Genomic DNA, 18,949 nt, shown 5'->3' on the forward strand with positions numbered 1-18,949 from the left:
TCTTCAACGCTTCACCTACCGCTCACCATCGGATGCCATAGCGCACCGCGTCGTAAATCCCCGCGTGGATGTTGCGTGACGCCACCGCGTCGCCGATGCGGTACAGCAGGAACGCGCCTTCGGGGTTCCGCTGTGGCAACAGCTCTCCCGTTCCTGTCGCCAGCGCGTCGTAGTCCACCGCGCCCAGATTGCGCGACTGGGGCTTCAGCGCGAGGTACAGCTCGTCCAGCGCCTCGGTGCCGTGTTCGACCACCACCTGATCGACTCGTCGCTCTTCGGAATAGCCGGGCGCATAATCCGACCCCAGCGTCGCGACCAGCGTGTTGCCGTCCCGGCGCAGCGCGGTGACGCGGGTGTTGATGGTGACGCGGACGCCGGCCTTCTGGAACGCAGCCATGTAGGGCGCATGGTTCATGCCGCCGATCTCGGGTGCGAACTGGCGTTCGGGGGTGACGATCTCGACCTCGGCGCCCGATGCGGCGATGATTTCGGCCGCACTCATGCCGGGGTGGCCGCCGTTGTCGTCGTAGACCAGCACCCGGCCCGCGGGCTTCACCTCTCCGGACAGGACGTCCCAACTGGACACTGCAAGCGTATCGCCATCCATCTCTGGCGATTGCGGCAGACCTCCGGTCGCGACGATCACCACGTCCGGGCGCTGGCCCAGAACGTCCTCGGCCTCGGCGTACAGGTTATAGCGGATCTCGACGCCCAGCCGGTCCAGTTCCTCCAGCCGCCAGTCGACGATGCCGATCATCTCGCGCCGGCGGGGGTTGGCGGCCAGCAGGTTCATCTGCCCGCCCGCGCGGTCGGACGCCTCGAACACGGTCACGTCGTGCCCGCGTTCGGCGGCCACGCGCGCGGCTTCCAGCCCGGTGGGACCGGCGCCCACTACGACCACGCGCTTGGGCGTGGCGGCCTTCGGGATTTCGTGCGGCAGGGACTCTTCGCGCCCTGTCGCGGCGTTGTGGATGCACAGCGCGCCGCCGCCTTCGTAGATCCGGTCAAGGCAATAGGTCGCGCCGACACAGGGCCGAATGCGGTCCTCGTGCCCCGCCGCGACCTTCCGCGCGATGTGGGGGTCCGCGATGTGGGCGCGGGTCATGCCGACCATGTCCAGCTTGCCGCTGGCCACGGCGTGCCGCGCCGTCGCCACGTCCGAGATCTTCGAGGCGTGGAACACCGGGAACCCGGTCGCGGCGCGAACCTCTCCGGCGAAATCCAGATGCGGCGCGCTGGCCATGCCCTGCACCGGGATCACACCCGTCAGTTCGGCATCGGTGGCGATGCGGCCGCGGATCAGGTTGATGAAGTCGACCTTGCCGCTGTCCGCCACGCGGCGGGCGATCTCGACCCCTTCCTCGCGGCTTAGCCCCTTCTCGAACTGCTCGTCTGCGACCATGCGCAGACCCACGATGAAATCCGGTCCCACCGCGTCGCGCACGCCGTCGATCACCTGCCACATGAACCGCAGCCGGTTGGCCAGCGACCCGCCATAGTCGTCGTCGCGCCGGTTCTGATAGGGCGACCAGAAGGCGTCGATCAGGTGGCCGTAGCTTTCGAACTCGATCCCATCCAGCCCCGCCGCCTGCATCCGCTGCGCCGCGGTGGCATAGTCTGCGACGATCCGCTCGAAATCCCAGTCTTCCATCGCCTTCGGAAAGGCCCGGTGCGCCGGTTCGCGCAGGGCCGACGGCGCAACGACGGGCAGCCAGTCGCCTTTGTTCCAGCCGGTGCGCCAGCCAAGGTGTGTCAGCTGGATCATCACAGCACAGCCTTCCTGATGGCAGGCGTCCGTCAGCTCGGCCAGCCACGGCACGATCTCGTCCTTCCACGCCAGCAGGTTGCCGAATGCCTCGGGGCTGTCGCGCGACACCACGGCGGACCCCGCCGTCATCGTCAGGGCGCAGCCCCCCTTGGCCTTTTCCTGATGGTACAGGCGATAGCGTTCGGTCGGCATCCCGTTCTCGGAATAGGCCGGTTCGTGCGCCGTCGACATGATGCGGTTCTTCAGCGTGAGGTGCTTCAAACGGTAGGGCTGAAGCAGCGGATCGTTGGACATGACGTTACCTCCGAAGGTGAACCTATCGGCCAACCCCTTGCCGGTCAGGGCGAAAAACGTCATGTGAGGGGTCATCCGCGCATCATGGGAGGGACGCATGGATCTTATCGCAGGTCTGAAGGACATCGTGGGCGACACGCAAGTGCTGACCGGCGACGCGACCGCACCCTATCGCGACGACTGGACGAAGAAATTCCCGTCCGACCCGCTGTGCGTGGTGCGTCCGGCGACCACCGACGAGGTTTCGGCAATCGTAAAGCTGGCCGCCGAAACCGGCACCCCCGTGGTGCCCGCCAGCGGTCGCACCGGGCTGACCGGCGGCGCGCAGGCAAACGGGCAGATCCTGCTGTCGGTCGAGCGGATGAACAAGATCCGCGAAATCCGCCCTGACGCCCGCACCGCTATCGTCGAGGCCGGGGTGATCCTAAGCAATCTTCACGAAGCGTGCGAGGCGAAGAACCTTGTCTTCCCGCTGACCTTCGGCGCGAAGGGTTCGGCGATGATCGGCGGGGTGCTGTCGACCAACGCGGGCGGGTCGAACGTGGTGCGCTATGGCTCGACCCGGGGCCTGTGCCTTGGACTTGAGGTCGTGCTGGCGGATGGCCGGGTGATGAACCTGATGAGCGAGCTGCACAAGGACAACTCGGGCTATGCCCTAAAGGATCTGTTCATCGGCGCGGAAGGTACGCTTGGCATCATCACCGCCGCGGTGATGAAGCTGTCGCCCAAGCCCGCCGCCTATGCCACCGCGATGGTCGCGACGCCGACGCTGCCCGATGCGCTGAAACTGCTGAACCGGCTGCAGATCGCCACCGGCGGCGCGGTCGAGGCGTTCGAGTTCATGCCCCGCAGCTATATCGAAGGCCACCTTGCCCGCTTTCCCGACCAGCGCGAACCGTTCGACGCGCCGCACGACATCAACCTGATGGTCGAGGTCGGCGCATTGGCCCCGCGCGACGCGACGCCGGGCGACGTTGGATCGGTTCCGATCGTCGACTACCTCGAAGAGGTGCTGGCCGAGATGATGGAGGACGGCGCGGTGCTGGACGCCGTGGTCGCCCGCAACGAAGCACAGCGCCGCGAGATGTGGCAGCGCCGCGAAGAGGCCGCGCAGGTGACGACGGGGCGGCTTCCGCTGGTGAACTGCGACGTCGCCCTGCCGCTGGACAAGGTGCATGTCTTCCTAGAGCGGATGGAACAGGTATTGGCCGAACTGGACGCGGACGCCCAGTGGATCTGCGTGTCTCACCTTGGCGACGGCAACGTGCACTATACCGCCTACCCGTCGAAGAAGGACCCCGCGTTGCAGGACGCGCTGGTCGAAAAGGTCGAGGACGTGGTCCTGTCGCTTGGCGGCTCGTTCTCGGCGGAACACGGGATCGGGCAGTACAAGAAGCCGTCGATGGCACGTCGGAAGAACCCGGTGGCGATCGACGTCATGCGTACCATCAAGGCCGCGCTGGACCCGCAGAATCTGCTGAACCCCGGGAAAGTCTTGCCCGATTGAACCGGTACGCTAGGCTTGGCCAAGCAGAGACGCCGCGCCGCACCCTGCGGCGGCGGACCTCGCGCCGGGAGGAAATCGGACGCCGATGGCGACACGGGACGAAATCGAGGAACTGATCGCGCGGGTGAAACTGCGTGACCGAGAGGCGTTCTCGACGCTGTATGCCGAAACATCGGCGAAACTCTATGGCGTCTGCCTTCGTGTCTTGAAGAACAGGGCAGAAGCCGACGAGGCGCTGCAGGACGTGTACGTTCGCATCTGGAACAAGGCCGACGCCTATTCCGCGAACGGGTACTCACCGATGACCTGGCTGATCACGATGGCGCGCAACATCGCCATCGACAAGCTCAGGGCCCGCAAGACGCCGTCTTCCGGGATCGAAGAGGCCGCTGACGTCGCCTCGCCGGGTCTGACCCCGGAAGGCGAGGTGATCGCCGCGTCCGAACGGCAGCAAATCATGGACTGCCTCAAGGAACTCGACGCCGACCGCGCGGGCGCTGTGCGCGGCGCTTATCTTGATGGGGACAGCTACAAGGATCTCGCGGAACGCTACGGCGTCCCGTTGAACACGATGCGAACATGGCTGCGCCGCAGCCTGCTGAACCTAAGGGATTGTCTGACCCGATGACTGGCGTGACGGACCATGATGACGATGATGTCGCCCTTGCCGGCGAATACGTCCTTGGTCTGCTTCCCGCCGAAGAACTGCGCGGGTTCGAACTGCGTCTGCGCGATGAAACCACGCTGCGCTCGATGGTTGTCACGTGGGACGAACATTTCGTCGCGCTGGCCGACACCATCCCCGAAACCACGCCGCCGCCCGCCGTTCAGGCCCGGATCGAGCGCCGCCTGTTCGGCGCACCGCGCCGGCGCTGGCCGCTGCCGTGGCAGGGCACCCTTGCCGGCGGCCTGATCGCGGCCGCGCTGATCGTCGGGCTGATGTTCCTGACCCCGCCGGACCGTCCGGCGCCGATGGCCACCCACACCGCGCAAATCGCGGCCGAGGACAGTTCGCTGCTGATCGCGGCCACGCTGGACCAAGCCACGGGCGAAATCCGCCTGAACCGGACCGAAGGCACCCCCCGTGCGGGCCGGTCGCTGGAACTTTGGCTGATCCCCGAAGGGGCGGACGGGCCGATATCGCTTGGCCTGCTGGGCGAAGAGCCGGTCACCGTGCTGACGCTGGCACCGGAACAGCGCGCCGCCCTGCAAGGCGCCGTGCTTGCGGTCTCGGACGAACCCGAAGGCGGATCACCCACAGGGGCGCCGACCGGAGACGTGCTGGCCGTCGGGGAAATCTCGCCCGCCGCCTAGTCCGCCCGGCCTAATACGCCTTTGCTAGTGCGCCCATAGCTCGGGCTGAACGGCATAGCCGATGTACAGCGGGTGCTTCGGATGCCCGTGCTTCGACAATCCAAGGTGAAACAGCGGCAGGCCGGTCGCCCGCAGCAGGCGTTCCACCTGCGCCCCCCGGTCCAGATGCGCGCCATGCGTGCCCCACGCACAGACGATCTGGTCCGCCCACGGCGCGCTGTCGGCGATGGCGGCATCGTTCTCTGGACCCACCGGATCGGCCACGGCGCGCATCACCTTCGGGTCGGTGGCGCGATAGGCGAAGATGTTCGTCACCCGGAACGCGCCGAACCCCAGCGTGCGCGCCCGCCGCTCGCAGCGTTCGACGGTCGGGTCGTTCTGTACCTCGGTCGCGGTCGACGGGTTCAGCATGATGAACAGCGCCTTCCGCCCCGCCGGGTCCCATGTCCGGGTCAGCAGGTAACGATACTGCTCGCAGTCGGAATAGACGGCGGTGGACTGCGCGTCGCCCTTCTGAAAGTCGCGGCTGATCACGTGTTGAACACCCGGCTGGGGTGCAGTTCCCCGGCGCGATAAATCCCCACGGCCACCGCGCGCCCGTCGTGGGACGCCCATGCCTCGTCGCCGTACTCGGCGTCCGAGGTCAGCACCATACCGGGATTGCCGTTCCGCAGCTTCGCCGCTCCCTCTGCCGTCGCGCGCAGTTCCGGCAGGTCGGCAAGACCTTCCTCCAGCGGACGCAGGTACTGGTCCAGCTCCTCGGATTTCGCCAGTTCGTCCAGCAGATCCAGCGACACGCCGTCCTCGGCCTCGAACGGGCCGGACCAGACGCGGCGCAGCGAGACGACATGCCCGTGACAGCCCAGCGCCGCGCCAAGATCGCGCGCGATGGACCGGACGTAGCCCCCCTTGCCGCAGATCATCTCAAGCTCGACATGGTCGGCATCGGGGCGCGCGACTAGGTTCAGTTCCTCGACGAACAGCGGCCGCGCGGCCAGTTCCATCTCTTCCCCGTCGCGGGCCCGTTTATAGGCGCGCTCGCCGTCGATCTTCACGGCCGAAAACTGCGGCGGCACCTGCATGATGTCGCCGGTGAACTGCCCCAGCGCGGCGCGGATCTCGTCGTCGGTCGGGCGTGCGTCGCTATCCGCGATGACCTCGCCTTCGGCGTCGTCGGTGTTGGTGGCCTGCCCCAGACGGACAATGAAGCTGTAGGCCTTCATCGCGTCGGTGATATACGGCACGGTCTTGGTCGCCTCGCCCAACGCCACGGCCAGAACACCGGTGGCATCCGGGTCCAGCGTCCCGGCGTGTCCCGCCTTCTTCGCGTCGAACGCCCAGCGCACCTTGTTGACCACCGAGGTCGAGGTGATGCCAGCGGGTTTGTCCACCACCAGCCACCCCGAAATGTCGCGGCCCTTGCGTCTGCGTCCCATCGCCGTCTCCGTTGAAAATTGAGCGCGCGGGCTAGCCCGGCGCGGCCGTCAAGTCAACCTGCCGGCACCACCGTGCCCAGCACCGGCCCCATCGGGCGCCCGCCGTCGACCCGGTCCAGCTGCGGCGCGTAAAGCCGCGACACGTTCCCGTCGAGGTACAGCGCATTCGGCGTGCCCGCATGGTCGCGGAAGAACCGCGCGAACAGGTGAAAGTTCACCGGCTCGTCCGAGATCGCCAGCACCAGCTCGCGCCCGCCGGGCCGGACCCCCACACCGTTTCGGACATAGGTGCTTTCGCTGGCCGGAAGAAACCGCGGATGCAGGGCCCCGTCGATCACCAGCATCGGCCCCGACTGGGTCGCAAAGCGGCAGGCGGGCGGATCGGCGGCATAGGCGCGGCTTTCGATCACCTGCGCCCGACCGTCCTGCAGGCAGAACACCCCGTTCGGCAGCATCCCGAAATTGCCCGGCCCTTTCGACGTGACGATTGGCGCGATCTCTTCCCCGTCCTCGATATACAGGCCGACGGGTGCGCGGTCTTGGTGATACATGCCCGCGTTCATCGCGATGCCCAGCCGCTCGCCCCGGGCGCCAAGCGCCGCGTCGATCCGGTTGAAGGTGCCAAAGGGCGCGGCGTCGGCGTCGTTCAGCCACAGCCGCATGTCCTCTGCCGCAAGGTCCACCGTGCACCACGTGATGCGCGCACCGTCGAACCTGTCGGTCTGGCAGGCGCCGGCCTGAACGGCCACGGGCGCGGCGAATAGTCCAAGAAGGAACGCCAGCAGGCGCACCGGCTCAGTCCTCGTCAAGATCGCGGCGCACGTCGTCGCGGTCCAGCAGCTGCCGCGTCTCGTCCATCCGGTCGAAGCTCTCGTCGATGACGAAGCGCAGCTCGGGGGAATACTTCAGCGTCAGCCCCTTGTTCACCGCGCGCCGCAGCTCGTGCCGGTTCCGGCGCAGCGCCGCCAGCGCCTCGTCCCGGTTGCCGCCACCCAGCGGCATGACGAAAGCGGTCGCCACCTTCAGGTCCGGCGAGGTCCGCACCTCGCCCACGGTGATCGACATGCGGTTCAGGTCCGGATCGTGGATCTCGGCCCGGTTCAACACGTCCGACAACGTGCGGCGAATAAGTTCGCCGACGCGCAGCTGGCGCTGGGAGGGGCCCGCGCCCCGGTCTGATAGCTGTCTGGCCATGCCCGCCATCTAGGCCGGAACAGCCATTCTTGCAATCCCGGCCTTTGCCAAATCCGCGCCACGGCGCTAAGTCCGGTCGAACCCAGCAACGGGGCAAACGACGGAGGGACGCATGGAAGGCACGCCGGGAATCGTGGTGACGGGGGCATCGGGCCGCATGGGGCAGATGCTGGCAAAGCTCGTCATGGAATCGGACAACCTGCGCCTCGTGGGCGCGGTCGAGCGCCCGGGCAGCGACTGGGTCGGCCGCGATCTGGGCGAGGCGATGGGCGGCCCGCAGTGCGGCATCACTGTCACCGACGATCCGCTGGAAGCCTTCGCCAAGGCGCAGGGCATCCTTGATTTCACCTCGCCAGAGGCCACCGTGCAGTTCGCCGGCATCGCGGCGCAGGCGCGCGCGGTGCACGTCATCGGCACCACCGGGCTGGCGCCCGAGCACCTTGAAAAGATCTCAGCCGCCGCCCGCCACGCGGTGATCGTGCGCGCCGGAAACATGTCGCTGGGCGTGAACCTGCTGGTCAAGCTGACCCGGATGGTCGCCGCCGCGCTGGACGAGGACTACGATATCGAGATCGTCGAGGCGCACCACAACCGCAAGGTCGACGCCCCCTCGGGCACCGCGCTGATGCTGGGCGAAGCCGCTGCCGAAGGGCGCGGCGTCCAGCTGGACAAGGTCCGCGATTCGGGCCGCGACGGGATCACCGGCGCTCGCAAGACGGGCGACATCGGCTTTTCCGCGATCCGTGGCGGCGACATCGTCGGCGAACACGACGTGATCTTCGCGGGCGACGGCGAACGCCTCGTGCTGCGCCATCTCGCCTCGGACCGCAGCCTGTTCGCCAAGGGCGCGCTCAAGGCCGTGCTGTGGGGGCAGGACAAGAAGCCCGGCGAATACGACATGCTGGACGTGCTCGGGCTGGACTAGGCCCGCGCCCCTTGTCCCCCGGGGCTTCTTCTCTTTCCAAATACCTCGGGGGAGCCGCGCAAGGCGCGGCGGGGGCAGCGCCCCCTGTTCCGGACAGGACCGTCAGAAATCGACGGCCAGCCCCTTCTTCTCCCAATCGCCATAGCGCACGGGCTCCGGCCCGTCGCGGCCACCCAGTTCGGTGGGCAGCTCTACCGCTTTCGCGGCCTTGCGGCGCTCTTCGGCCTCGGCCAGCGCGCGCTGCGCGGCGGGGGGAAGGTCCTTCTTGGTGTCGTCGGCCATCGGTCACGCTCCTTGCCGGTTCGCGTTCCGTGATATACCCCGCGCGGGTCGTTCCGCAATTCAAAGGTCCCTGCCAATGACCAAACCCGGGCTCGCTCCGCGCCGCAGCGCCCTCTGGCTTTTGGGCCAGGTGACGGGCGAAGGCCGCCTGTTGTCGGAACTTCTGCCCCGCGCGCTGGACAAACTGCCGCCCGAGGACCGGGCGCGGGCCCAGCGCCTGACGGTCGAGACGCTCCGCTGGGCCGACCGGGCCGACCGGGTGCTGAAACCGTTCCTGAAAAAGGCCCCCAACCTGCCCGTGCGCAACGCGCTGCGGATGGCGGTGGTCGAGATGGCCGTCGACGGCGCGGCGGCGCACGGGGTCGTGGACGCGGCCGTCACCCTGATGGGCGAGACGAAAAAGACCAAGCCCGCCGCCGGTCTGGCGAATGCCGTGCTGCGCAAGGTGGACGTGGCCGCATGGGACCGCACGCAGCTTCCGAAATTGCCGAACTGGCTGCGCGGGCCGCTGATCGCCGGATACGGGCGCCGCAAGATCGAAGCGATGGAAGCCGCCCATGCCGCCGGTGCACCGCTGGACCTGACCCCGAAGGACGGCGACGCCGCCGCGCTGGGTGCACGTGTCGGGGGCGTGGCGCTGCCCACAGGCAGCGTGCGCCTCGACAGCCGCGCGCAGGTCACCGCCCTGCCCGGTTTCGAAAGCGGCGACTGGTGGGTGCAGGATGCCGCCGCAGCGACCCCCGCCCGGGCCCTTGCCGGTGGTCTGGCCCCGGCGACGGGCGCGCGCGTGCTGGACATGTGCGCCGCGCCGGGCGGCAAGACGATGCAACTGGCCGCCGCCGGCGCCGAGGTGACCGCGCTGGACCTGTCCGAACATCGCATGACCCGCGTGGCCGAGAACCTCGCCCGCACCGGCCTGTCGGCCAAGACCGTCACCGCTGACGCGCTGGAATGGACACCTGACGCGCCGTTCGACGCGATCCTGCTGGACGCGCCGTGTTCCGCCACCGGCACCATCCGCCGCCACCCCGACCTGCCCCACGCCCGCGACGGCGCCGAGTTCGCTGGCCTCTTCGCCCTGCAGGAAGCGATGCTGGACCGCGCCGTCGACTGGCTGAAACCCGGCGGCCTGCTTGTGTATTGCACCTGTTCCCTGCTGCCCGACGAAGGCGAAGTGCAGATCGAAGAGGCCCTGACACGACACCCCAGCCTTCGGCTGGAGACCGACGTGCTTCGGGTCCCGGGCGTCGAGGACGGGTGGCTGTGCGACGAGGGCCTGCGCCTGACCCCGGATCTGTGGAAGGACCGTGGCGGAATGGACGGCTTCTTCATCGCAGCCCTGCGAAAAGACGCCTGAGCCGGATTCCCGGCATGACTCGGGGCAGCCTTCTGCCTAGTATGCCGTCAAACCACGAAGGCGGTTGAAGAAACGGGTGAGGCGGGACTTGTCCCTGAAGCAACGCATGTCCGGGCGCTGGTCGCACTGGATGAACCGGTACCATGCGCACCGGGCCGGCTGGGCCCGGCCTGCGACCGGATTCGTGTCGCAACCCGAACCCCGTTCCATTGGCCGTTATGCCCGCGGCAAGCAGCTGTGCGCCGGGAATTTCCTTGTCGCCGGGCAGGTGGTCGAGGCGCCGGACGGATCGATCTGGGACCTTGGCGATTTCGGCCCCGCTTTCGACGATGAACTGCACGGCTTCACGTGGCTTGACGACCTTGCCGCTGTCGGCAACCGGCAGGCGCGGCAACTGGCGCAGCGGTGGACGGCGGACTGGCTGGCCCGCTACGGCACCGGGCGCGGACCGGGCTGGACACCGGACACCACCGGGCGGCGTGTCATTCGCCTGATCAACCACGCCGTCCTGCTGATGCAGGGCGACGGCAGCGCGATGTCGGACGACTATTACCGGTCGCTGTCCCGCCAGACCATTTTCCTCAGCCGCCGCTGGAAGGCCGCAGCGCATGGCGTGCCCCGGTTCGAGGCGCTGACCGGCCTGATCTATGCGGGACTGTCGCTGACCGGCATGGAAAGCCACGTCGACCCCGCCGAACGGGCGCTGGCGCGCGACTGCAACGAGCACATCGATTCCGCGGGCGGCATCCGGACCCGGAACCCGGAAGAGCTGTTGGAAGTGTTCACCCTGCTTGGCTGGGCTGCGCAGGCGCTGGCCGAGACCGGGAACGACCCCGCCCCCGACCATCTGGCCGCGATCGAGCGTATCGCGCCCACGCTGCGGGCGCTGCGCCATTCCGACGGCGGGCTGGCCCGGTTCCACGGTGGCGGGCGCGGGCTGGAGGGCCGGCTGGACGCGGCGCTTGCCGCATCCGGGGTCCGGGGCCGCGCTCGGATCGGCCTGGCGATGGGCTTTTTGCGGCTGCAGGCCGGGCGAACCTCGGCGGTGATCGACGCGGCAGAGCCGCCGGCCGACGGCGCGTCGGCCCACGCGCATGCCTCGACCCTTGCGTTCGAACTGACATCGGGACGGCGGCCGCTGATCGTGAACTGCGGCGACGGGCGGCAGTTCGGCCGCGAATGGGCGCGTGCCGGTCGGGCCACCGCCTCGCATTCGGTGCTGGCGATCGAGGGGTATAGCTCGTCGCGTTTCGGCGGTTCGGTGCGTGGCGCCGCCGGAGAGCTTCTGGTGGACCGCCCCGGCCCCGTGAAGCTTCAGATCGGGACCGACGCCGCCGAGGCCGGCTTTGTGGCGGGTCATGACGGATACGTGGCGACCCATGGGCTGACCCATGTGCGGCAGATCGAACTGGCGCAGAACGGGCGCGGCGTCGCCGGCGAGGATATGCTTGCCGCCATCGAGGACGCGCATCGCACCGCCTTCGACAAGGCGATGGACCGGATGCGCCTGCAGGGTATCCCGTTCCAGATCCGGTTCCACCTGCATCCCGACGTCGACGCAGAACTGGACCTTGGCGGCAGCGCCGTGTCGATGGTGCTGAAAAGCGGCGAGATCTGGATCTTTCGGCACGACGGAACCGCGAAACTGACGCTGGAGCCGTCGGTTTACCTCGAAAAGGCGCGGATCAAGCCCCGCGCGACGAAACAGGTCGTTCTATCTTCCCGCGCGATACGCTATGCGACGCGCGTTCGCTGGACGCTCGCCAAGGCGCAGGACACGCCTTCGCACCTTAGGGATCTCGAGCGGGACGACAGCGAGATACTGGAACAGACCTAAGGACCCGTCGATATGACCGATCTTCATCCCGTGCGCCGCGCGCTGATTTCCGTTTCCGACAAGACCGGACTGGTCGACCTGGCCAAGGCGCTGGCGGACCGCGGGGTCGAGCTGTTGTCGACCGGCGGCAGCGCGGGAATGCTGCGCGACGCGGGGCTGACGGTGCGCGACGTGGCGGATGTGACCGGCTTCCCCGAGATGATGGACGGCCGCGTGAAAACGCTGCATCCGGCGGTGCACGGCGGCCTTCTGGCCCTGCGTGACAAGGACGATCACGTCAAGGCGATGCAGGATCACGGGATCGGCGCCATCGACCTGCTGGTCGTGAACCTCTACCCGTTCGAGGCCGCTCTGGCCCGGGGCGCGGACTATGACGAGATGATCGAGAACATCGACATCGGCGGCCCCGCGATGATCCGCGCCGCGTCCAAGAACCACGCCTTCGTCAACGTCGTCACGGACGTGGAAGACTATCAGCCGCTGCTGGACGAACTGGCGGCGAACGACGGCCAGACCTCGTACGGGTTCCGCCAGCGGCTGGCGCAGATCGCCTATGCCCGTACCGCCGCCTATGATTCGGCCGTGTCGACGTGGATGGCCGGCGCCATCGGCGAAGCGACCCCGCGCCGCCGCGCCTTCGCGGGCACGCTGGCGCAGACCCTGCGCTATGGCGAGAACCCGCACCAGCAGGCGGCGTTCTATCTGGACGGCACCAACCGTCCCGGCGTGGCCACCGCGAAGCAGTGGCAGGGCAAGGAATTGTCCTACAACAACATCAACGACACCGACGCCGCGTTCGAGCTGGTGTCCGAGTTCCGCCCCGAGGACGGCCCGGCCTGCGCGATCATCAAGCACGCCAACCCCTGCGGCGTCGCCGTGGGCGCGACGCTGGCCGAGGCCTATCGCAAGGCCTTCGACTGCGACCGCACCTCGGCCTTCGGCGGCATCGTGGCGCTGAACCAGAAGCTGGACCGCGAGACGGCGGAAGAGATCGTCAAGATCTTCACCGAGGTCGTCATCGCCCCCGAAGCCGACGAAGACGCGATCGAGGTCTTCGCCGCCAAGAAGAACCTGCGCCTGCTGACCACCGGCGGTCTTGCCGACCCGTCCGAGGACATAACCACCTACCGGCAGGTGTCGGGCGGTTTCCTTGTGCAGGGCAAGGATAACGGTCAGGTCGCGCCGGACGCGCTGAAGGTCGTGACCAAGATCGCCCCCGACGAAGGCCAGCTGGCCGACATGCGCTTTGCGTGGAAGGTGGCCAAGCACGTCAAGTCGAACGCCATCGTCTACGTCAAGGACGGCGCCACGGTTGGTGTCGGCGCGGGCCAGATGAGCCGCGTGGATTCGGCCCTGATCGCCGCCAAGAAGGCCGAGCGTATGGCCGAGGTGCTGGGACTGCCCGAGCCGCTGACCAAGGGTTCGGTCGTGGCGTCCGACGCGTTCTTCCCCTTCGCCGACGGCCTGATGGAAGCCGCGGGCGCCGGTGCTGCCGCGGTGATTCAGCCGGGCGGGTCGATGCGCGATGACGAGGTGATCGCGGCGGCGGACGAGGCCGGGCTGTCGATGGTCTTCACCGGGATGCGCCACTTCCGCCACTGACGCGGGCCGGAGCAATTTCGCCAAGTTGAAGCCCCCCGCGCGTCGGGGGGCTTTCGTTTTCGCGGGGCGCGGGCTACAGCCACGGGAACCTCGGAGAAGGGCTAGGGCAGATGCGCAGGTTCTGGATTGCCGCCGTTGTGGTGTTCGTTCTCGACCAGCTTTCCAAGCTGGCGATTCTGCAGGTCGTGAATCTCGACCAGAAGATCGCCTATGACATCTGGCCACCGTTCCTGAATTTGCGGATGGCGTGGAACTATGGCGTCAACTTCGGCCTGTTCTCGAACGGGGACGGGCCGCAGCGGTGGGTCCTGATTGCCATCGCGCTGGGGATTTCGGGCTGGGTCATCTGGTGGATGCGCCGAGAAAAGCGGCCGATGGCCCATGTCTCGGGCGGGCTGTTGCTGGGCGGCGCGCTGGGCAACGTGGTCGATCGTATCGCCTATGGCGCGGTGGCGGATTTCCTGAACATGTCCTGCTGCGGCTATACCAATCCGTACAGCTTCAACGTCGCCGACATCGCGATTTTCGCGGGCGCCGTGGGCCTTATCCTGTTCACCGGAGAGCCCCGGAAGAAGCGGAAGAACACCCCGTGACCTCTGGTTCGGGATACGTTAGACATACGCGAAAGCGCAAAAGGTGCAGGGAATGCGGGGCATGATCGGGAAAGCAGTGTGTGGCGTACTGGCCGCGGCCGCCTTGGCCGCGTGCAGCAGCGGCGATCCCAAGCTTCTGAACCTGACCTCTACCACCGAGGGTCCGGACGAGTTCGCGATCGTGCCGAACAAACCGCTTCAGGCACCCGACACCTATGCCAGCCTGCCGACGCCCACGCCCGGTGGCTTCAACCGTTCGGACGCCAGCCCCGAGGCAGAGGCGATCATCGCACTGGGCGGACGCCCCGAGGCGCTGAATGACATCCCCGGCACCGACGCCGCGATCGTCAACACGGTGACGCGCTATGGCGTGACCCCGAATATTCGCGCGACTCTGGCGGCCGAAGACCTAGAGTTCCGGCGCAAGAACGACGGCCGCCTGCTGGAACGGCTGTTCAACGTCAGCGTCTACTTCAAGGCTTACCGCCGCATGTCGCTGGACCAGTACGCCGAGCTTGAACGCTTCCGCCGCCTTGGGGTCCGCACCCCGGCCGCGCCGCCCCAGCCCCAGTAAGCCCAAGCAAGCCCCGGCGACGGCGGGCATAGCGCCGCCGATCGTTAACGTCCCGGCATGTCACAACTCCGTTCCCGCGCTTGCGTCGTGGAAATGGGCCTGTACCTTGGCGCCCAATCCGATTGATGGACGGGAGGGCCCATGCGCCGCTTTGTTTTCCTGCTGATCGCCTGTTGCACGGCGATCCCGGCATACGCTGCCGATGTCACGAGTTACGAGCTGGACAACGGGATGGAGGTCGTCGTTCTTGAAGACCACCGCGCCCCCGTCGTCGTGCACATGGTCTGGTATCGCGCAGGCGCCGCCGACGAGGCGCCGGGCGTGTCCGGCGTCGCGCATTACCTTGAGCACCTTCTGTTCAAGGGCACCGAGAACCTTGAACCGAACGAACTGTCGCAGACCGTCGCGCGCAACGGCGGGTCGGACAACGCTTTCACCAATCAGGACTACACCGGGTACTTCCAGCGGGTCGCAGCCGACCGGCTGGAATTGATGATGACGATGGAAGCCGACCGGATGCAGAACCTGCGCCTGACGGAAGACGACATCGCATCGGAACGCGCGGTGATCCTTGAAGAGCGGACCAGCCGCATCGACAACAACCCCAACAGCATGTTCAACGAACAGCGCATGGCCGCGCTGTACCAGAACAGCCCCTACGGGATCCCCGTGATCGGCTGGCGCCACGAGATGGAGGCGCTGGACATGGACGACGCGCTGGCCTTCTACGAACAGTATTATGCCCCCAACAACGCGATCCTCATCGTCGCCGGTGACGTCGAGCCCGAAGAGGTTCTGGAACTGGCGAAAACGCACTATGGCCCGCTTACGCCCAACCCCGCCATCGGGGAACGGGAACGTCCGGTCGAGCCGCCGCAACTGGCCGAACGCCGCATGACGTTCGAAGATCCCCGGATCTCAGAGCCCTACATCGTCCGCGACTACATCGCCCCCGCCCGGCAATCCGGCGCGCAGGAAGATGCCGCCGCGCTGGTGCTTTTGGCCGAGATTCTGGGCGGCAACGACTTTACCTCGGTTCTACCGCGCAAGCTGGTCTTCGAAGAGAACAAGGCGCTGTACACTTGGGCGTACTACTCGCAGCTGTCGCTTGAAGAGACGACGTTCGGTCTTGGCATTATGCCGGCGCCCGGTGTCTCGCTGGAAGACGCCGAAGCCGCGCTGGACGGCGCGCTGGCGGAGTTCATGGACGAAGGGATCGACCCCGAACAGTTCGAACGCGTCAAGTTCCAGCTGCGCGCCGCGTACATCTACGCCGAGGATTCGACCGAGGGTCTGGCCCGCCGCTATGGCTCTGCCCTGACGTCCGGGCTGACGGTCGAAGACGTGGCCGCGTGGCCCGACGTGCTTCAGTCCGTGACACCCGAACAGGTGATGGACGTCGCCGCCCGCGTTCTGGACCGGCGCAGTGCCGTCACAGGCTGGGCGCGCGCGCCGCAACCCGAAGAGGAGGTAAGCCAATGATCCGCGTTGCCCTTATTCTTGCGGCGACGCTGTTCGCCGCCCTGCCCGCCCGGGCCGCCGTCGAGATCGAACAGGTGGAAAGCCCCGGCGGCATCAAGGCATGGCTTGTGCAAGAGGACGAACTGCCCTTCACCGCGCTGGAAATCCGGTTCAAGGGCGGCACGTCGCTGGACGCCGACGGAAAACGCGGCGCCATCAACCTGATGACCGGCCTGATCGAGGAAGGCGCGGGCGATATGGACGCGCAGGGCTTCGCGGCCGCGCTTGAAACGCTGGCGGCGGACTTCGACTTTTCCGTCGGCGCGGATGCGCTGTCGGTCTCGGCCCGGTTTCTGAACGAGACGCGCGACGAGTCGGTCGCACTGCTGAAGACCGCCCTGACCGATCCGCGCTTCGACGAGGACGCCGTCGAGCGGGTTCGCGGACAGGTGCTGTCCGGCATCCGCAGCGATGCGACGGACCCGGATTCCTTGGCGTGGCGGGCGTTCGATGCCTACGCCTTCCCCGACCATCCCTATGCCACGAACGGCGACGGCACCGCCGAAAGCGTCGCCGCCCTGACGCGCGACGACCTGTTCGAAGCGCATCAGCGCATCCTGACCCGCGACCACATCTATGTGGGCGCCGTGGGCGACATCACCCCAGAGGAACTGGGCCGGCTGCTGGACGAGCTACTGGGCGATCTTCCCGCCGAAGGCGCGCCTTACCCGGACGAGGCCCAGATGGATTTCGAGGCCGGTGTCACGGTCGTGCCCTTCGCGTCGCCGCAGTCCACCGCCGTATTCGGCCACGAGGGTCTGGAACGCGACGACCCGGATTACTTCGCGGCCTACGTGATGAACCAGATCCTTGGCGGCGGCAGCTTCACGTCGCGGCTGTTCGAGGAAGTGCGCGAAAAGCGGGGCCTGACCTATGGCGTCTATACCTACCTGTCGGACTGGGACTATGCCGACGTGCTGAACGGCCAGATCAAGTCGGCCAACGGCACCATCGCCGAAGCGATCGACCTGATCCGGGCCGAGTGGCGGAAGATGGCGGAAGACGGCGTGACCGAGGAAGAGCTGGAGGACACAAAGACCTACCTGACCGGTTCGTACCCGCTTCGGTTCGACGGCAATGGCCGGATCGCGCGCATCCTTGTCGGGATGCAGATGATCGGCCTGCCGCCCGAATACATCGAGACCCGCAACGCCAATATCGAAGCGGTGACGATGGAAGACATCAAGCGCGTGGCGGAACGGATCCTGCGCCCGGACCGTCTGCATTTCGTGGTGGTCGGGCAGCCAGAAGGGCTGGAAACGACGAATTAAGAAACCGAAGGGGTGCGCGGGGACCGCGCACCCTACGGGGCGCGCTCAGGCGCGGGCTTCGTCCATCAGGCGCCGCATCTCTGTGATCGCGGGACCAAGACCCAGGAAAATGGCCTCGCCGATCAGGTAGTGGCCGATGTTCAGCTCCATCACCTCTGGCAGCGCCGCCACCGGCTTGACCGTGTCGTAGGTCAGGCCGTGCCCGGCGTGAACCTCCAGCCCAAGGCCATGCGCCAGCGTCGCCATCTCGCGCAGCCGCTCAAGTTCCGCGTCGCGCTCGCCGAACCGGCCCTCGGCGTGGAAATCGCAATAGGCGCCGGTGTGCAGCTCGACCACCGCCGCGCCGATACGCGCCGCGGCTTCGATCTGCGGGCGATCGGCGGCGATGAAGATCGACACCCGGCATCCGGCATCGGCCAGCGGTGCGATGAAATGGGCCAGCCGGTTCTCTTCACGCGCCACTTCAAGGCCGCCCTCGGTGGTCCGCTCTTCGCGCTTTTCCGGCACAAGGCAGACGGCATGGGGCCGATGGCGCAGGGCGATGGCCTGCATCTCAGGCGTCGCCGCCATCTCGAAGTTCAGCGGCACCGAAAGCTCGTCCGCCAGCCGGGCAATGTCGTCGTCCGAGATGTGGCGCCGATCCTCGCGCAGGTGGGCGGTGATCCCGTCTGCCCCGTATTCCTCGGCCAGCTTGGCGGCGCGCACGGGATCCGGATAGGCCGATCCCCTTGCGTTCCGGACGGTGGCGACGTGATCGATGTTCACTCCAAGGCGAAGCTTGCCCAACGGTTCCATGAGGACTCCTTACTCGGCCGGGGCACCGTCCGATTTGCCGGGCTTGGCCTGTGACAGCGCGGCGCGGCGTTTCTCGAACCTGTCCCGCAGTTTCTTGACCCGGCGCGCCTGATAGGCCTTCACCGCCGTAAGCGCCAGCATATAGGCGATGACCGAGGCCACAATTCCCGGAAGGATACCGCCGACCATGTAGGGCAGGAAGGCCTCTTGCCAGAACCGCGCAAGGCGATCCCAATGCGTCGGGTCATGGGTGAAGATCGACACAAGGTTGTGCCACAGTTCCTGACTGGCCTGGGTGAACGCGCCGAAGACGCGGTGGATCGGGATGGCATGCCGACCCATGAGGAATTCGCCCAGTTCCAGGCTGATCGCCGCGATGAAGGGAAAGGTCAGGGGGTTGCCGACGAAGGTGGCCATCAGCGCGGCGAAGATGTTGCCCTGCATGATGACGGCCAGAAGCGTGGCCAGGAAGAAGTGGAAGCCGAAGAACGGCGTGAAGCACACGAACACCCCTGCCGCGATGCCCCGCGCGATGCGGTGCGGCGGGTCGGGCAACCGGCGCAGGCGATGGACGACGTAGTACACCGCCCGGTTCCAGCCGCCGCGCGGCCAGAAGCCTTCTGCAATGACCTGCAGCCAGGTGCGTGGCGTCCGGCGCTTGAAGACCACAGTCTGCCTA

General features: G+C 67.2%; 19 protein-coding genes. 11 read left to right on the top strand and 8 right to left on the bottom strand.

What is annotated here, in order from left to right; translation table 11 throughout:
- Window positions 1-22: 22 nt before the first annotated feature.
- Window positions 23-2,062, bottom strand: coding sequence for an NADH:flavin oxidoreductase (locus tag P1K30_RS05435; RefSeq protein WP_275632274.1), 2,040 nt, complete (start codon window positions 2,060-2,062; stop codon window positions 23-25).
- A 97-nt stretch (window positions 2,063-2,159) separates the two neighbouring features.
- Between P1K30_RS05435 and P1K30_RS05440 the strand changes: the two genes are divergently transcribed.
- The 3 genes from P1K30_RS05440 to P1K30_RS05450 all read left to right on the top strand — a co-directional run bounded on the left by P1K30_RS05440 (window position 2,160) and on the right by P1K30_RS05450 (window position 4,883).
- Window positions 2,160-3,569, top strand: coding sequence for an FAD-binding oxidoreductase (locus P1K30_RS05440; RefSeq protein WP_275631678.1), 1,410 nt, complete (start codon window positions 2,160-2,162; stop codon window positions 3,567-3,569).
- A gap of 85 nt (window positions 3,570-3,654) precedes the next feature.
- Window positions 3,655-4,197 (top strand): sigma-70 family RNA polymerase sigma factor, encoded by a 543-nt coding sequence (locus P1K30_RS05445; RefSeq protein WP_275631679.1) that lies wholly within the window; start codon window positions 3,655-3,657, stop codon window positions 4,195-4,197.
- Complete coding sequence (locus P1K30_RS05450) at window positions 4,194-4,883, top strand: anti-sigma factor (RefSeq protein WP_275631680.1); 690 nt, start codon at window positions 4,194-4,196, stop codon at window positions 4,881-4,883. The genes P1K30_RS05445 and P1K30_RS05450 overlap by 4 nt, the downstream gene beginning before the upstream one ends.
- A gap of 24 nt (window positions 4,884-4,907) precedes the next feature.
- On the opposite strand, the gene P1K30_RS05455 is transcribed toward P1K30_RS05450, so the two are convergent.
- From P1K30_RS05455 to rbfA, 4 genes are read right to left on the bottom strand one after another with little or no spacing between them, the layout of a single operon-like run.
- A complete protein-coding gene (locus P1K30_RS05455) occupies window positions 4,908-5,417 on the bottom strand; it encodes a DUF1643 domain-containing protein (protein ID WP_275631681.1) in 510 nt (169 codons plus the stop codon).
- Window positions 5,414-6,319, bottom strand: coding sequence for a tRNA pseudouridine(55) synthase TruB (gene truB, locus P1K30_RS05460; protein WP_275631682.1), 906 nt, complete (start codon window positions 6,317-6,319; stop codon window positions 5,414-5,416). Before truB ends, P1K30_RS05455 begins: the two co-directional genes overlap by 4 nt.
- A gap of 53 nt (window positions 6,320-6,372) precedes the next feature.
- Window positions 6,373-7,128 (bottom strand): phosphodiester glycosidase family protein, encoded by a 756-nt coding sequence (locus P1K30_RS05465; RefSeq protein ID WP_275631683.1) that lies wholly within the window; start codon window positions 7,126-7,128, stop codon window positions 6,373-6,375.
- On the bottom strand, window positions 7,115-7,513 hold the full coding sequence (gene rbfA, locus P1K30_RS05470) for a 30S ribosome-binding factor RbfA (protein ID WP_275631684.1): 399 nt from the start codon (window positions 7,511-7,513) through the stop codon (window positions 7,115-7,117). The genes P1K30_RS05465 and rbfA overlap by 14 nt, the downstream gene beginning before the upstream one ends.
- Before the next feature lie 112 nt (window positions 7,514-7,625).
- Here rbfA and dapB point away from each other — a divergent pair, with 112 nt between their 5' ends.
- Entirely contained in the window at window positions 7,626-8,438 is an 813-nt protein-coding gene (gene dapB, locus P1K30_RS05475; RefSeq protein WP_275631685.1) for a 4-hydroxy-tetrahydrodipicolinate reductase, read from the top strand.
- Window positions 8,439-8,540: 102 nt separating this feature from the next.
- Here the strand turns inward: dapB and P1K30_RS05480 are convergent, their stop codons facing one another.
- On the bottom strand, window positions 8,541-8,720 hold the full coding sequence (locus P1K30_RS05480) for a DUF1674 domain-containing protein (protein ID WP_275631686.1): 180 nt from the start codon (window positions 8,718-8,720) through the stop codon (window positions 8,541-8,543).
- Window positions 8,721-8,796: 76 nt separating this feature from the next.
- On the opposite strand from P1K30_RS05480, the gene P1K30_RS05485 reads away from it, so the two are divergent.
- The 7 genes from P1K30_RS05485 (at window position 8,797) to P1K30_RS05515 (ending at window position 17,475) form a co-directional block, all read left to right on the top strand.
- The gene (locus P1K30_RS05485) at window positions 8,797-10,077 is read left to right on the top strand and encodes an RsmB/NOP family class I SAM-dependent RNA methyltransferase (RefSeq protein WP_275631687.1); all 1,281 of its coding nucleotides are present in this window, start codon (window positions 8,797-8,799) and stop codon (window positions 10,075-10,077) included.
- Window positions 10,078-10,207: 130 nt separating this feature from the next.
- On the top strand, window positions 10,208-11,914 hold the full coding sequence (locus tag P1K30_RS05490; RefSeq protein ID WP_275631688.1) for a heparinase II/III family protein: 1,707 nt from the start codon (window positions 10,208-10,210) through the stop codon (window positions 11,912-11,914).
- 12 nt (window positions 11,915-11,926) lie between these two features.
- On the top strand, window positions 11,927-13,516 hold the full coding sequence (gene purH, locus P1K30_RS05495; RefSeq protein WP_275631689.1) for a bifunctional phosphoribosylaminoimidazolecarboxamide formyltransferase/IMP cyclohydrolase: 1,590 nt from the start codon (window positions 11,927-11,929) through the stop codon (window positions 13,514-13,516).
- Between the two features lie 110 nt (window positions 13,517-13,626).
- Window positions 13,627-14,109 carry a signal peptidase II gene (lspA, locus tag P1K30_RS05500; RefSeq protein ID WP_275631690.1) on the top strand — a complete coding sequence of 161 codons (483 nt, stop codon included), beginning with the start codon at window positions 13,627-13,629 and terminating at the stop codon, window positions 14,107-14,109.
- Window positions 14,110-14,170: 61 nt separating this feature from the next.
- Window positions 14,171-14,683 carry a DUF3035 domain-containing protein gene (locus P1K30_RS05505; RefSeq protein ID WP_275631691.1) on the top strand — a complete coding sequence of 171 codons (513 nt, stop codon included), beginning with the start codon at window positions 14,171-14,173 and terminating at the stop codon, window positions 14,681-14,683.
- Between the two features lie 141 nt (window positions 14,684-14,824).
- On the top strand, window positions 14,825-16,165 hold the full coding sequence (locus tag P1K30_RS05510; RefSeq protein ID WP_275631692.1) for a M16 family metallopeptidase: 1,341 nt from the start codon (window positions 14,825-14,827) through the stop codon (window positions 16,163-16,165).
- Complete coding sequence (locus tag P1K30_RS05515) at window positions 16,162-17,475, top strand: M16 family metallopeptidase (protein WP_275631693.1); 1,314 nt, start codon at window positions 16,162-16,164, stop codon at window positions 17,473-17,475. The genes P1K30_RS05510 and P1K30_RS05515 overlap by 4 nt, the downstream gene beginning before the upstream one ends.
- Window positions 17,476-17,520: 45 nt before the next feature.
- On the opposite strand, the gene P1K30_RS05520 is transcribed toward P1K30_RS05515, so the two are convergent.
- Together P1K30_RS05520 and P1K30_RS05525 are read right to left on the bottom strand one after the other, a co-directional pair.
- Window positions 17,521-18,270 carry a pyridoxine 5'-phosphate synthase gene (locus tag P1K30_RS05520; RefSeq protein ID WP_275631694.1) on the bottom strand — a complete coding sequence of 250 codons (750 nt, stop codon included), beginning with the start codon at window positions 18,268-18,270 and terminating at the stop codon, window positions 17,521-17,523.
- A gap of 9 nt (window positions 18,271-18,279) precedes the next feature.
- The gene (locus tag P1K30_RS05525) at window positions 18,280-18,939 is read right to left on the bottom strand and encodes a DUF2062 domain-containing protein (protein ID WP_275631695.1); all 660 of its coding nucleotides are present in this window, start codon (window positions 18,937-18,939) and stop codon (window positions 18,280-18,282) included.
- Window positions 18,940-18,949: the final 10 nt, after the last annotated feature.

Source organism: Psychromarinibacter halotolerans, assembly GCF_029168315.1.
Classification (GTDB): domain Bacteria; phylum Pseudomonadota; class Alphaproteobacteria; order Rhodobacterales; family Rhodobacteraceae; genus Psychromarinibacter; species Psychromarinibacter halotolerans.